The following is a 13316-nucleotide window of genomic DNA, read 5'->3' on the forward strand; positions in this document are numbered from 1 at the left end:
GCTGGGAGTGTAAGGCGGCGGTGAGACGGAATCTTGTAGCAAATTGCTGTTCGGGGAGTCAGCGCGTGACTTGTTTTTGGTAACGGGCGGGAGTAATGCCGTAGCGCTGGGTGAAGGCGCGGGTCAGGTGGGCCTGATCGGTCATACCGGTGGCCGCTGCGACGTGGGCGGCGGGAATGCCGCGGTCGAGCATTTGTTTGGCCGCGAACAGGCGGTAGGCCATCAGCATCTGCATCGGGGTGACGTGGTACTGCGCCTTAAACTGGCGCAGGAAATGGTAAGGGCTGAGATCGACCAATGTTGCCAGTTCGGCCAGCGTGATGCGCTGTTCCAGATTTTCGCGTAGGTAATCCTGCACAATGCTAAAGCGATGGCGGGCTTGCGGCGGCGCAGAGTGGCCGGTGCGCGCGTAGCGGCGGCCGAGCGTCAGCAGGGCCAGCAGCAGGCCGTCGATTTCCAGCGGTTCGGTGCTGCGCCATAACCGGTTCAGCAACAGGGACATATGCCCGGCATCGGCAGGGTGATGGCGCACCACGTCGTGAAAGCTCCAGTTGCGTTCGCCGCTGATCTGTTCGACGACGTCCGGTTCCAGATAGATCATCTGGTAACGCCAACCGCCCGGCGTTTCGGCGCGGCCGGTATGAATCTCGTCGGGGTTCATCAGTGTCAGGGAGCCGGCGGGAGCCAGGTGTTCCGCCCCGCGGTAGCGAAAACGCTCGGCGCCCTGCTCAATAGCGCCGATGCCGAAGGCTTCATGGGTATGAGGTTCAAAGGCGTAGTGCTCAATGTGGGCCTGATACAGCTCCACCCCCGGCAAATGCGCCAGATGCCGGAACTGCGCACGATCTTTTTCGCTGGTGAAGTGTTCGGGAACGCCTTGCATGATGTTGGCCCAACGGGTGACGAATAACGTTCAGCCTACTATAGCGGAAAGAAAAATTCGCTGAACCAAAAAGAACGGAAGGAAAATACAACAGGCCCGCGGGCGGGCCTGTAAAAGAAAACCGGCGGGATTAATGCCCAGAGGTTTTTGATGCGCGGCCGGACTCAAACAGGAACCAAACGCGGCGTTCGGTTTCATCGATCCAGTTCTCGATCAGGCTGGCGGTGGAAATGTCGTTGTACTCGTCGCAAATGGCGTGCGCCGCGCGGAATTCCGCGGCCAGCGCTTTGTTGTCTTCACAAAGCTCGGCCAGCATGTCGGCTGGTTCAACGTAGTCGGCGTCGTTGTCTTTAATGCGCTGCATGCGGGAGATCTGCCCGATGGAGTGCAGGGTCGGCCCGCCGATTTTACGCACGCGCTCGGCGATGTCGTCAGTCATGGCGAATATTTGCGTGGCTTGTTCATCCAGCAGCAAATGGTAATCGCGGAAATGCGGTCCGCTCATGTGCCAGTGAAAGTTTTTGGTTTTCAGGTAAAGAGCGTAGATATCCGCCAGAATAGCGTTCATTGCCGCACCAATTGCTTCCGTTGCCTTAGCGCCTAAATCGGAAGGGGTTGCCAGCGGACGGCTGCGAATCTTTTTGGCTTCGCTGACTTTGGCTTCACCGGCTTTAGTTTTTCCCAACTTGGTCGTGCTCATCTTCATCTCCTGTGAAATAACATGGACTGTCGATGTTTCTTGCCCGAAACCAGTATAGACCATCGTAACCAGGGCGAGAGGGGACTATTGTATGATGATTGCAGGCGACGCTGTACACCAGGGCGGACAGCGTCGCGGTCTGCGACTTTATTGCGCGGTATAACCGCCGTCAACCAGCACGGATGCGCCATTGACGAAGCTGGCTTTGTCGCCGGCGAGGAACAGCACGACGTTGGCGACCTCTTCCGGCCGGCCGAGACGCCCTTGCGGATGCAGTTTCACCAGCGCCTCTTTTTGCTCGTGGGTCAGGGCGCTGAGCAGCGGCGTGTCGATATAGCCGGGGCACACCGCGTTCACACGGATACCCTTCGCGGCGTAATCGGCGGCCAGCGTTTCCGTCAGCAGCTTGACCCCGCCTTTTGCCGCGGCATACGCGGTGACGTGCTGTTTACCGACGAAGCTGTGGATGGAGCCGCAGTTGACGATAATGCCTTTCTTCCCGGCGGTGAGCCAGTGACGGATGGCGCACTGGTTGCTGAGGAATACGCCGGTGAGGTTGATGTCGATGGTGGTTTGCCAGTTCTCCAGGCTCAGGCGATCGATGGCATCGTCACGCGCGATACCGGCATTCGCGAACAGAATGTCCAATTGGCCATACTGGCGCAGGGTTTCCTCAATAAGTTTTTCCTGATCCTGCTGACGGGTGACGTCGGTTTTGACAAAATGAACCTGAAATCCTTCCTGTTGCAGCACGCGGGTGGCTTCCTGACCGCGCTCGCTGATGTCGGCGATGATGACTTTTGCACCTTCACGGGCGAAAGCTTTTACGGTTTCCAGACCGATGCCGCTGGAGCCGCCGGTAACGATGGCAACCTTTCCGTTGAAACTCATCATTAGTTCTCCTTTTCATGAGATTATGCTTATGAATATAACGATGCTGTAACATTTTTTCTTAACACAAAACGTCATATGTTTACTTTTTATTCACCGTGGCAAGGCGGAGGACAACATGGTAAAAAATCGGTTGGTGGTGATATCCGGTTGTTCGGGAGGCGGTAAATCAACGCTGCTGGCCGAGCTGAACCGGCGGGGATTTACCGTGATCGGAGAACCCGGCAGGCGGGTGGTTGACGAAGCGCAGCGTGACGGCAGCGCGGCGTTGCCCTGGGTCGATATGACGGCCTTTTTATTCTGTACGCTGGAAAAGGCACGGGAGGATTATCTTAGCGCCTGTAATGCGCGGGATTGGATCTTCTGCGATCGCGGCATCGTGGATGCGGCATCGGGTTTGCAGCACTTTGCCGGAGAACCGTTGCTGAGCGGCCCGGCGGCGGAATGTCGCTACCACCGGCGCATTTTCCTGACGCCGCCCTGGCCGGAGATTTACGTTTGTGACGCCCAGCGCCGTCACGATTTTGCCGCGGCCAGCGCCGAGTACGCGCGCCTGGTGGTGTCTTACGGCGCGCTGGGGTATGCGTTGACGGAGATACCCCGCCTCGCTGTCGCCGGACGTGCTGATTTCATTCTGCGTCTGCTGAACGATGAACGCATTTAGCCGGGGCTATTTATTCCACGGCATCCGCGCCAGCAGCATCGCCATACCGCAACAGCCGCTCAGGCCGGCGAACACCAGGCCCGCCCCGACAAAACCGGACAGCAGCAAAAAACCGGGCGTGACGAAGTAGCCCAGCAGCGTACCGGCTAACACCAGCGATCCCGCCGCAATCTGCACCTGCCGCATAATTGGCAGCGGCTGGCTGTTATCTTTATCTACCGGCAATCCCTGCCGTTTCCAGGCATTGATACCACCGTCCATCAGGTAAACCTTGGCCGGCGCCGCCGCGCGGGCTAGAAGCTCTGCATTTTTACCGGAGCGCATACCGGACAGGCAGTGAAAAATAACGTTGTCGTTCTCGCCGGCGTTCTCCGCGCGCGCGCCGTTTTCAATTGCGGACAGCGGGAGCGAAACGGCGGACGGAATATGTTCACGGGCGTATTCCTGTGTTTCGCGGATGTCGTACAGGCGTGCGCCCTGATCGAGCAGGCTTTTGGCGTCTGCCGGGGAGAGGTTTTGGGTATTCATAGCTATCCTTACGGGCAATAGATGTTCTTCAGGGTGCCGATGATCTGCTGCACGGCTTCGTTTTTAATGAAATAAAGTACGCGCTGGGCTTCCCGGCGGTTCTCAATCAATCCCTCCTCCCGCATGCGCGTCAGGTGCTGGGATGTTGCCGACGGACTGAGGCCGGTGATGGCCGCCAGTTCACCGGCGCCGGTGCCCGGCGAGTCGACCAGCATGCAGAGAATAAGCAGGCGGCTGGGATGGCTCATGGCTTTCAGCAGTACGGCAGCAGCACCGGCGCTGGCCTGAAGTTCGCGTAAATCAGTCATGGTTTTGTATTTTAGTGAATTCTAAATTTAGAATAATCTAAAATAAAGGCAATGAAAAGCAGACGCGCCGTGCTTTAACATCCTTTTTCGTGGTTTCACGAATCTTCACATTCGCCTGTGAAGGGTTTTTTATCGCACCCCTGTTCATTATTAGTAATAAATCATGAGGTTATGGTTTTTATCCCGACAAAAGGGATGTGCCCGTTTGTGAGAACCCTCATGTGAATGTGAAACCCGCTCCTGAATAATGTGATTAATTCGAAAGCTGAATGACGGGAGCAGGATTCATGTCTGTCAAAATTGGCGTTATCGCCGATGATTTTACCGGTGCGACCGATATCGCGGGTTTTATGTCCGAACAGGGCTGGAGGGTGGCGTTGCTGCCGGGGCTTCCCGACGCCGATCGGCCCTGGACGGACGATGCGGATGCCGTGGTAATTTCCCTGAAGAGCCGCTCGCTGCCCGCACAGCAGGCTACAGAACAGGCGCTGGCCTGCTATCGCTGGCTTAAGCGGCAGACCGACGCCCGGCAAATCTACGTTAAATACTGTTCAACTTTTGACTCCACGCCGCGCGGCAACATCGGGCCGGTGTGCGATGCCCTGATGACGGTCAGCGGGGCGCCCTTTATCGCCCACTGTCCGGCGCTGCCGCAGAACGGGCGTACCGTGGTGCACGGGCATCTGTTCGTAAACGGCGTGTTGCTGAATCAGTCAGGGATGGAAAATCATCCGCTGAACCCGATGCAGGACGCGCGTATCACCGCGCTGCTTGCCCCGCAAACCGCCAGGCGTATCGGCGGCATTGATCTGGCGACGGTTCAGCGCGGCGAAGAGGCCGTCGCTCAGGCGCTGCGGGCGCGTGGCGATGCGCAGCACATCATTATGGATACGCTGACGCCTGCCGATCTGCTTATTATTGCCGCCGCCCTGCGCGATGCGCCCTTGCTGGCGGGCGGCTCCGGGCTGGGAGGTGCATTGGCGGCGCTGACGCCGTCATCCTGTACTGCCCGGCATGCGTTCGCTTTTCCGGCACAGAAGAGAGCGGTGGTGCTGTCGGGGAGCTGTTCCTCCATGACCAACCGTCAGGTCAACGCCTACAAAGTGCACGCGCCCTGGCAGGCACTGACGATCGCCCGCTGCGTCAATGATGACGAGGACTATGCGGATACGCTGGCTGAGTGGGTTATGGCGCAGGATGCTGCGGGCCTGGCGCCATTGGTATACGCGACCCTGCCGCCGCAAGAGCTGGCCCGTATTCAGCAGCAGTATGGCGAGCAAGCGGCCAGTGAAGCCGTGGAGCGGATGTTTGCGCGCCTGGCGGCGCGCTTGCTGGCGCGCGGCGTGAATACGTTTATCGTGGCCGGCGGTGAAACGTCGGGCACGGTGGTGGAGGCGTTGCGGGTAAAACGCCTGATCGTCGGGAAGCCGATTGTGCCCGGCGTGCCCTGGGTGCGGGAAACGGAGCGGGATTTGGCGCTGGCGCTGAAGTCCGGCAACTTCGGCGATGAAGATTTCTTTTTCCGGGCGCAGGAGTATCCGTTATGAGTGACATCCTTACCGAGTCGCAACTGCGCGAACAACTGGTGCATTACGGCAAGTCATTGTTTGACCGCGGCTACAGCAGCGGCGGTTCCGGCAACATCAGCGTCAGGCTGCCCGACGGCGGTTTTCTGGTCACGCCGACCAACTCCTGCCTGGGCGAGTTGCAGGCCGATACGCTCAGCAAGCTCGATGCGCAGGGGCGGCATATCGCGGGGGAACGCCCGTCGAAAGAGGTGCCGATGCATATGGCGTATTACCGCTGCCGTCCGGCGTGCGGCGCCGTGGTGCACCTGCATTCCCCCTGGCTGACGGCGCTTGCCTGCCTGCCGTGCGACACGCCGGAGAACTGCCTGCCGCCGCTGACGCCGTATTACGTGATGCGCATCGGCCGCCTGCCGCTGTTGCCTTATTTCCGCCCCGGCCATGAGGCGATTGGCGAAGCGCTGAGCGAAATTGCCGGGCACTGTTCTGCGGCGCTGCTGGCGAACCATGGGCCGATCGTCAGCGGCGGCACGCTGCGCGAGGCGGTATTTAACATTGAAGAACTGGAGGACAGCGCGCGTATCTGGCTGACGCTCAAACCGCTGGGCTACGTCCCGCTTTCCGCCGCCGCCATTGCTGAACTGGAACAGGTTTATCGCCCCTGAGGAGTGCGCCATGATCCCCGAACAACGCCGTGATTTTATCTACCGCTACGTTCACGAAAAGAACGTGGCGTCGTTCAACGAGCTGGCGGAACTGATGAACGTTTCGCACATGACGGTGCGCCGCGATATCCAGATGCTGGAGGAAGAGGGGAAGGTGGTGGCGATAAACGGCGGCGTGAAGCTGAACAATCTGCTCAAGATTGAGCTGCCGTGGCGTGAGAAAGCCGAACTGCACGCCGGAGTGAAACGGCGCATGGGGGAGCTGGCGGCCATGCTGATTGAGCCTGGGCAGACGCTCTATCTCGACGCGGGCACCTCGTTGTTCGAGGTGGCGAAGGCCGTTGCCGCCAGTAACTGTTTTAATCTAACGGTGGTGACCAACGACTTCTCCATCAGCCACTACCTGATGGATATGCCGCATATCACGCTGTACCACACCGGCGGGCTGGTGGACCAACGCAACCGTTCATGTTTAGGGAAAAGCGCCGCCAGCTTTTTGCGAACTATCAATATCGACGTCGCGTTTCTCAGTTCATCGTCGTGGGATGTGGAACGGGGTATGTCGACCCCCAGCGAGGGGAAAGCCTCGGTAAAAGAAGCGGTGCTGACGGTGTCGCGCCGGCGCGTGTTGGTGTCTGACAGCAGTAAATTCGGCAAATACGGGATGTTTCACATCTGCGGGCTGGAGCAACTGACGGACGTCATTTCCGACACCGAATTGCCGCCGGAGGCGTGCCGGGCGATTGCCGAAAAAGGGATCAAACTGCATCAGGTCGGGAGTGGCAAGGAGCAGGCTCATGCTTAAATTCGCCGCTAACCTCGATTGGTTATATGCCGATCAACCGATTGAACAACGTTTCGCCAACGCGCAGGCGAATGGTTTTCAGGGGGTGGAGGGGCTGTTTCTCTGGCAGCATCCGCTGGAAAGCCTGCTCGCCGCGCAGCGGGAAACCGCATTACCGGTGGTGTTAATGAACGCGCCGGCCGGCGACTGGGCGGCAGGGGAACGGGGCGTGGCCGCGCTTCCCGGGCGCGGGCCGGAGTTCCGCCAGGGGCTGGAATGGGTGTGCGGGTACGGTTACACGCTGGGCTGCGCTCAGATTCACGTTATGGCCGGTAAGCGCGTTGCCGGAATGGACGCAGGGGAACAGTACGCCCTGCTGATCCGGCGGTTGCAGTACGCCTGTGATTATGCTGAGCAATACGGTATCACGGTGTTGCTTGAACCGCTGAACCCTGAAGACATGCCGGATTATTTTATCGATAATTTCCCGTTGGCGGAAAAAATAATCCGTGACGTGCGGCGGGAAAATATCGGTCTGCAATTCGATATTTATCATTGCCAGAAAATTCACGGCAATATTATGAATAATATTCTGCGTTACCGGTCTGTTATCCGTCATTTTCAAATCGCCTCCGTACCGGGGCGTAATGAACCGGGTAGCGGTGAATTAAATGATGTAAACATATTGGCCTGTATTGCGAGCATGCCTTTTCAGGGATGGATTGGCTGTGAATATAAACCATCAGAAATAACGAGCAATAAATTAACCTGGTTAACCTCTTACCTTTAAAAATTCTGAACCGGAGGAACATTATGCCGAATAATGTCATCATCTCGTTGGCACCGGTTGCCGCGGATAATACCTGCGTGGAACCGGACGTCTTATCAGAGGAAATACTTTCCTGTGTAGATTACGGCGCGGCGATTGTGCATTTGCATGTGCGCGATCGCCAGGGCCGGCTGACCCCGGATGTCACGGATTTTCAGGCCACAATTGCGCCCGTGATGGCGCACTCTGACCTGATTATGCAGGCGTCAACCGGCGGCGTTTCCGCCATGAATATAGAAGAACGCTGTGCGCCGCTGGATTGCGCGGGGGTTGAAATGGCATCGCTGAACGTCGGCTCGGTTAACCTCGGTGATTATGTCTATGCGAATCCGGCGCCGGATGTGGAATATTGCTCACGGCAGATTGTGGAGCGCAATATTATTCCCGAATTCGAGATCTTTGAAATCGGCATGATTAATAATATTCTGCTGCTTCAGGAAAAGATTTCGTTTAAAAAGCCCATGCTGTTTAATATCGTGCTCGGACATAACGGCAGCTCACCGGCAACCGTCGATGCATTAATTGCTTTGCGCGGCATGATTCCTAAAGATGCACTGTGGGGTATTACCCATTTTGGTCGGCGTGATTTCGGTATTATTGCCGCGGCAGTGGGAATGGGCGCGAGTGAAGTGCGTATTGGTTTTGAAGATAGTTATTTCATTAATGCCGATGAACGCGTGGAAAATAATTATCGCCTGGTTGAAAAGCTGGCAAATCTTATTCGCAGTATGGATAAGCAGGTTGCCACGCCCGCCGTCGCACGGCAAATGCTGAATATTCCGCCCCGCAGGCGTTGAGGTAAACGGCCATGACAATTGAAAGCGTAATGAATAAAACCGGATTGGGCGTTTGCGCCGCCGGCGTGGCGCTCGCCGTCCTGGGCGCAATCATGCAGTCGCCGGCGCTGTGGCAACCGGGGCTGGTTATGTCTATCGCGGGGTTTGCCGTCGGCGCCGGACACTGGCCGGCCTTGCGCAGCTATCGCTTCACGCTGTGGATCATCGCCGGATTTGTTGCCGCGATGACGTATTCCACGGACCTGATCGTATGGGGAGGTTTTAACATTACCCACAAGTGGATCGTGTTTCTGGTGATTCAGGCCACCATGTTCAGCATGGGCACCAAACTGACGATTCAGGACTTCATCGACGTGGCGAAAATGCCCTGGGCCGTGTTTGTCGGTACGTTCTGCCACTTCCTCATTATGCCGCTGCTGGGTTTCAGCATCACGCTGATGTTCGATTTCCCGCCTGAAGTGGCGGTCGGGATTCTGCTGATCGGGGCGTGTCCGAGCGGGCTTTCCTCTACCGTGATGGTCTATATCGCGAATGCCAATCTGGCGCTGGCGGTATCCATTGCGGCGGTGTCAACGCTGGCAGCTACCGTGATGACGCCGTTCTGGGTGAATTTGCTGGCCGGTTCGATGATTGATATCAACCTGACCGCCATGGTGATGGATGTAATCAAAATCGTTCTGATTCCCATCGGGGCCGCTATTTTGCACGACTACCTGAAAACTTACGCGGGTCCGCGTGGGCGTCGTGTGGTGCAGATGCTGGCCGGAATCAGTGCGTTGTGGCTGATCTGTATGATTGCCGGCGGCTGGGACAGCCTGTTCGGCTCTGCCGGCGCGGATGTGCAGATGTACGCCGTGGTGATTAACTTCGTCGCGGGCGGGATTGTCTGGGCGCTGTTCTACAACTGGCTGCATGGCCGCACGCCGGTGGTTCAGAAAGTCATGCCGACGATCTCGATGATAGGCATCATCTTTTTCACCACCACCGCAGCGGCTGCGGGGCGCGAGCATCTGGTGCAGGTCGGTTTCTTGCTGTGCGTCGCCATGCTGATGCATAACCTGGGCGGATTCTTTATCGGTTACCTGATGAGCCGCTGGATCTTCCGCATGGACGTACAGTCTGCCCGCACCGTTGCGTTTGAGGTCGGTTTGCAAAACGGCGGTATGGCGTCGGGGCTGGCGGCGGCAATGGGCAAGCTGGCGACGGTGGGGCTGGCTTCCGCGGTGATGACGCCGCTGGGCAACGTGAGTGGTTCGTTGCTGGCCAACTATTGGCGTAAGAAGGACGCGCGCCAGGCGCATACGGATGCAGAGACGGCAGAGAAAGTCATTTCCGGCGAACAACTTTATAAAGGATAACATTATGATTTCATTAACGTTACGACAGGCGCAGCGGGCAGTCGAGTATGCGTTGTCATTGTCACAAACGCATTATCAGCAGCGCCCCCTGAGCGTTGCGGTGTGCGATGCCAACGGCGAGTTGCTCAGTTTCGCGCGCATGGATAATGCGAAGCTGCTGACGATTGAGCTGACGCAACGCAAAGCGCGCACCAGCAGCCGCCTGGGATGCACCACGCAGGCTTTCTTACAGCGCTTACAGAACGAGCAACTGGATATCGGTTACTTTGCGGATGCGCGTTTTACCGCGCTGCCCGGCGGCATTCCGCTTTTTAATGATGGGAAATGCGTGGGCGCGGTGGCGGTTGGCGGGCTGTCTGCGCAAGAAGATCATGATGCCGCCGCTGCGGTCGCCGCTTTTCTGGATGAGGAGAAAAACCAATGAAAAAAGTCGCCCTGTTTCACACCAGTGCCGCCACGCTGCAAATGATGCAGCAGCTTATCGGCGACGTCATGCCACAGACGGAAGTGATGCATCTGGTTGAAGAATCGATGATTAAAGAAGTGATGAAGGCTGGCGGGGTAACGCCGGCGATCGGCGCTCGCATCGCTGGCTATATTCAGATAGCGGAGAAAGCCGGCTGCGATATTTTCATGACGGCGTGCTCCTCAATCGGCGGCGCGGTGGAACAATGCCAGTTTATGACCCCTTTGCGGCTGGCGCGCATCGACTGCGCAATGGTGGATGAGGCCATCGCCCGCGGCGGCCGTATTGCTGTGCTGGCGACCGTCGCCACTACGCTGAAGCCGACGCTGGCGTACGTCGAGAGAAAAGCGCAGGAGAGCGGGAACGCGTTGACGATTACGCCGATGCTGATGGAAGAAGCATTCCATTCCTTGCTGAAAGGGGATATGGCGACGCATGACGCTGTAGTGGCTGAAGGGCTGAAAAAAGCCTTTGCGGACAGTGACGTGGTGATGCTGGCGCAGGCGTCGATGGCGCGCGTGGTGCAGCAACTGCCGGCCCCGCCGGTGCCGGTGCTGACGTCGCCGGAAAGCGGGATTCGCTGGCTGAAGAAGGCGGCTGACGGGGAGGTATAGTTTTTACTCCCCCGCAGGGCGTCCGGGCAGCAAAAATTAAAGTGGCATAGAACGTTATGCCACTTTCACTTCTTTTTGAATACGTTGCTTAATCAGGCGGCTTACGCCTCTTTCCTGGCGAAGTAACGTTCTTTCCATAACGTACCGATCACGAACACGTCCAGAAGCGGCGAGGGGGGAATGTAATTAGCCTGACCCAGCGCTTTCATGGCGGCGATCAGCGGGTTTTCCCGGCCCAGGGCGTAATCCGCCAGCAGATTACCGGCGACGGTTTGCTTGGAGATCCCGGCACCGTTGCATCCTCCGGCAGTCCAGACACAGGGAGCGAGTTGCCCCCAGACCGGCGCGCCGTTGCGCGTGACGCTGATGGTGCCGGACCAGGTGTGGGCCAGTTTTACGTCATTCAACTGCGGGTAAGCTTTACGGAAGGTCGCCAGATGCTGTTGGGCGGCTTTCCAGGATTGCGCGGGAGTAATTCGGCCGTTCAGCGCCGGATCGACACACTGGCGTACCAGAAAACGGTGATCCTGCGTGTAGCGCAGCGTGGCGCCGGCGATGGCATTCACCGGCGTGGTGCCCCAGCTTTTCATCTCAGGCAACCGGCTGCGCTGCTCCGGCGTCAGCGGTTCGGTAATGCTGGCATAGGTCGCCATTGATGCCTGGCGCGCCTGCTTCGGCGACAGTTCAGGCGACAGCGCATTGGTTGCCAGCATCACGTTGCGGGCGCGGATCGTGCCCTGCGGTGTGACGACATGCGGACCTGACTCATTGCGGATGAACAGTGCCGGGGTGTCGTCGTAAACCGTGACGCTTTCCGGCAGGCTACGCGCCAGCCCGGCGATCAGCTTGGCCGGGTTCACCTGAATACAACCCGGTGTGTAGATCCCCTTGCTGTACAGGCGGGTGCCGAGCTTCTCATACAAGGCTTCGCGATCAAGCAACTGATACGGTTCCTGCATGCTTTCCAGGTTGTCGATGTACTCCTGCAGAATCGCCTCGCTGGCGGGATCGATCTGACAATGATATTTGCCCGCGTTTTCCCACTCGCATTCAATCTGGTGAGTATTCACTTCTTCTTCCAGCAGTTGAATTCCCCGTTGCAGCAGCGTGCGGTAATCTTGCGCTTTTTTCAGCTCTGCAGTTGAGCTGCCGATATTGTGCGGCAGGCCGATAATAAAACCGGAGTTGCGTGCGGCGGAGCTTTCAATTGCGGATTCCGCATCAATCAGCACGATTTTCAGGCGGCTATCAAGGTTGGCGAGGCGGCGGGCAAAGGCGACACCGGCAAAGCCGGAGCCGATAATTACCCAGTCGGCCTGGATATCTTCTTGTAAACGCGGGTGCCGGCGGCGGTCGATCTCGTTGAGCGACCAGCCCGGCGGGCCTGGGTTGAAAGGTATTGATGCATATTTCACTTTGTTTATCCCTGTGGTAAGTCCGGCAATACACAATTTTTATAAGGTATTTCATCACGGCTGACTATAGGTTTTGTAGAAGATAGACAGAAAGGAACCCAGGGAGAAATATGGCTGTGGGAGAATTATGGCTAATGGCGCCTGCCAGATTCAAAGGGGGGCACCCATGCCCAGATCCTGAGATTACGAACAGGATATCTGTGATATTGATCATCCCTAAAAGGATTGGCTGTGCGAAATCAGGGGACTATAGCGAGTGAGTGTATTCGGTGTTTATTTATCTCATTACATTTATGTTTGTAACCAATTAATGAAAAGATGAAACAAAAGATTTATTTTTATACAAATGTACTGCCATTAACTCTGAGGGAATAGCCCTATGGCATTATGTTATGGCATCAGTCTTTGAGCTATGGCAACAAGAAATTCTTCGATAAAACACGATTTAATGTAGAAGTATAAACGTATTATAACCAGCATGTTATAATTTTGGCTTGTATTTTTATTTTTCTTTGTTGCTAATTAACTATTTCGCTACATTTTTATATGTATAGTCTGATAATATATCCGCTGGTAAATCATTAAAGTTAATCTTAATTGTTTTTAATTATTTCCATTCTCAATATAAATATGTTGACATATGATGTTTAGTGAACAATTATATATAAATGGGTATTGTCATGAATCACCCAGATGTGTTAATCACCCCATGAGATTCAGAGTTTACCATCGCTGATTTTGAAAGCTGGCGGGCACAGGTACAGGTAAATGTACCTGTGTATCGCAAACTTTTTTGTTCAGTAGACTTCAGATTGAGTGGGAAATACTTAAACAAACGAGCGTTTCGTAATCCGAATGAGAGAAGCTGATTAAAGAGTTGGTTACCCT

15 protein-coding genes are annotated in these 13316 nt (G+C 56.3%); 9 read left to right on the plus strand and 6 right to left on the minus strand.

Translation table 11 applies throughout. The annotated features are described in order from the left end of the window. Positions 1–58: 58 nt before the first annotated feature. The 3 genes from C8D90_RS14045 to C8D90_RS14055 form a co-directional block, all read right to left on the minus strand. Complete coding sequence (locus C8D90_RS14045) at positions 59–883, minus strand: AraC family transcriptional regulator (protein WP_115459081.1); 825 nt, start codon at positions 881–883, stop codon at positions 59–61. 130 nt (positions 884–1013) lie between these two features. Continuing rightward, the gene (locus tag C8D90_RS14050; RefSeq protein ID WP_115459082.1) at positions 1014–1589 is read right to left on the minus strand and encodes a Dps family protein; all 576 of its coding nucleotides are present in this window, start codon (positions 1587–1589) and stop codon (positions 1014–1016) included. 141 nt (positions 1590–1730) lie between these two features. Continuing rightward, entirely contained in the window at positions 1731–2477 is a 747-nt protein-coding gene (locus tag C8D90_RS14055; protein WP_221810498.1) for an SDR family NAD(P)-dependent oxidoreductase, read from the minus strand. A gap of 115 nt (positions 2478–2592) precedes the next feature. Between C8D90_RS14055 and C8D90_RS14060 the strand changes: the two genes are divergently transcribed. After that, positions 2593–3138 (plus strand): AAA family ATPase, encoded by a 546-nt coding sequence (locus C8D90_RS14060; protein WP_115459083.1) that lies wholly within the window; start codon positions 2593–2595, stop codon positions 3136–3138. A gap of 6 nt (positions 3139–3144) precedes the next feature. Here the strand turns inward: C8D90_RS14060 and C8D90_RS14065 are convergent, their stop codons facing one another. Then, positions 3145–3666 (minus strand): rhodanese family protein, encoded by a 522-nt coding sequence (locus C8D90_RS14065; RefSeq protein WP_115459084.1) that lies wholly within the window; start codon positions 3664–3666, stop codon positions 3145–3147. A gap of 8 nt (positions 3667–3674) precedes the next feature. After that, on the minus strand, positions 3675–3974 hold the full coding sequence (locus tag C8D90_RS14070; RefSeq protein ID WP_115459085.1) for an ArsR/SmtB family transcription factor: 300 nt from the start codon (positions 3972–3974) through the stop codon (positions 3675–3677). Between the two features lie 287 nt (positions 3975–4261). On the opposite strand from C8D90_RS14070, the gene otnK reads away from it, so the two are divergent. Genes otnK through C8D90_RS14110 form a run of 8 tightly spaced genes read left to right on the plus strand, consistent with a single transcriptional unit; the run spans position 4262 to position 11013 of the window. Further along, positions 4262–5521, plus strand: a complete 1260-nt coding sequence (gene otnK, locus C8D90_RS14075; RefSeq protein WP_115459086.1) for a 3-oxo-tetronate kinase — start codon at positions 4262–4264, stop codon at positions 5519–5521. Then, the gene (gene otnC, locus C8D90_RS14080) at positions 5518–6165 is read left to right on the plus strand and encodes a 3-oxo-tetronate 4-phosphate decarboxylase (protein WP_115459087.1); all 648 of its coding nucleotides are present in this window, start codon (positions 5518–5520) and stop codon (positions 6163–6165) included. The genes otnK and otnC overlap by 4 nt, the downstream gene beginning before the upstream one ends. 10 nt (positions 6166–6175) lie before the next feature. Continuing rightward, positions 6176–6970 carry a DeoR/GlpR family DNA-binding transcription regulator gene (locus tag C8D90_RS14085; RefSeq protein WP_115459088.1) on the plus strand — a complete coding sequence of 265 codons (795 nt, stop codon included), beginning with the start codon at positions 6176–6178 and terminating at the stop codon, positions 6968–6970. Then, on the plus strand, positions 6963–7739 hold the full coding sequence (locus C8D90_RS14090; protein ID WP_115459089.1) for a hydroxypyruvate isomerase family protein: 777 nt from the start codon (positions 6963–6965) through the stop codon (positions 7737–7739). The genes C8D90_RS14085 and C8D90_RS14090 overlap by 8 nt, the downstream gene beginning before the upstream one ends. 23 nt (positions 7740–7762) lie before the next feature. Further along, the gene (locus tag C8D90_RS14095; protein WP_115459090.1) at positions 7763–8575 is read left to right on the plus strand and encodes a BKACE family enzyme; all 813 of its coding nucleotides are present in this window, start codon (positions 7763–7765) and stop codon (positions 8573–8575) included. A gap of 11 nt (positions 8576–8586) precedes the next feature. Further along, positions 8587–9933, plus strand: a complete 1347-nt coding sequence (locus C8D90_RS14100; RefSeq protein ID WP_115459091.1) for a bile acid:sodium symporter family protein — start codon at positions 8587–8589, stop codon at positions 9931–9933. 4 nt (positions 9934–9937) lie between these two features. Further along, positions 9938–10357, plus strand: a complete 420-nt coding sequence (locus C8D90_RS14105) for a GlcG/HbpS family heme-binding protein (protein WP_115459092.1) — start codon at positions 9938–9940, stop codon at positions 10355–10357. Continuing rightward, positions 10354–11013, plus strand: coding sequence for an aspartate/glutamate racemase family protein (locus tag C8D90_RS14110; protein WP_115459093.1), 660 nt, complete (start codon positions 10354–10356; stop codon positions 11011–11013). Before C8D90_RS14105 ends, C8D90_RS14110 begins: the two co-directional genes overlap by 4 nt. A gap of 101 nt (positions 11014–11114) precedes the next feature. Here C8D90_RS14110 and C8D90_RS14115 read toward each other — a convergent pair whose 3' ends face one another. Then, positions 11115–12428, minus strand: coding sequence for an NAD(P)/FAD-dependent oxidoreductase (locus tag C8D90_RS14115; protein ID WP_115459094.1), 1314 nt, complete (start codon positions 12426–12428; stop codon positions 11115–11117). Between the last annotated feature and the right edge of the window lie 888 nt (positions 12429–13316).

This window comes from Enterobacillus tribolii, from assembly GCF_003363015.1.
Taxonomy (GTDB): domain Bacteria; phylum Pseudomonadota; class Gammaproteobacteria; order Enterobacterales; family Enterobacteriaceae; genus Enterobacillus; species Enterobacillus tribolii.

Coding starts and splice junctions, on each gene's coding strand:
- C8D90_RS14045 (WP_115459081.1), bottom strand. CDS start 883: ATGCAAGGCGTTCCCGAACACTTCACCAGCGAAAAAGATCGTGCGCAG.
- C8D90_RS14050 (WP_115459082.1), bottom strand. CDS start 1,589: ATGAAGATGAGCACGACCAAGTTGGGAAAAACTAAAGCCGGTGAAGCC.
- C8D90_RS14055 (WP_221810498.1), bottom strand. CDS start 2,477: ATGATGAGTTTCAACGGAAAGGTTGCCATCGTTACCGGCGGCTCCAGC.
- C8D90_RS14060 (WP_115459083.1), top strand. CDS start 2,593: ATGGTAAAAAATCGGTTGGTGGTGATATCCGGTTGTTCGGGAGGCGGT.
- C8D90_RS14065 (WP_115459084.1), bottom strand. CDS start 3,666: ATGAATACCCAAAACCTCTCCCCGGCAGACGCCAAAAGCCTGCTCGAT.
- C8D90_RS14070 (WP_115459085.1), bottom strand. CDS start 3,974: ATGACTGATTTACGCGAACTTCAGGCCAGCGCCGGTGCTGCTGCCGTA.
- otnK (WP_115459086.1), top strand. CDS start 4,262: ATGTCTGTCAAAATTGGCGTTATCGCCGATGATTTTACCGGTGCGACC.
- otnC (WP_115459087.1), top strand. CDS start 5,518: ATGAGTGACATCCTTACCGAGTCGCAACTGCGCGAACAACTGGTGCAT.
- C8D90_RS14085 (WP_115459088.1), top strand. CDS start 6,176: ATGATCCCCGAACAACGCCGTGATTTTATCTACCGCTACGTTCACGAA.
- C8D90_RS14090 (WP_115459089.1), top strand. CDS start 6,963: ATGCTTAAATTCGCCGCTAACCTCGATTGGTTATATGCCGATCAACCG.
- C8D90_RS14095 (WP_115459090.1), top strand. CDS start 7,763: ATGCCGAATAATGTCATCATCTCGTTGGCACCGGTTGCCGCGGATAAT.
- C8D90_RS14100 (WP_115459091.1), top strand. CDS start 8,587: ATGACAATTGAAAGCGTAATGAATAAAACCGGATTGGGCGTTTGCGCC.
- C8D90_RS14105 (WP_115459092.1), top strand. CDS start 9,938: ATGATTTCATTAACGTTACGACAGGCGCAGCGGGCAGTCGAGTATGCG.
- C8D90_RS14110 (WP_115459093.1), top strand. CDS start 10,354: ATGAAAAAAGTCGCCCTGTTTCACACCAGTGCCGCCACGCTGCAAATG.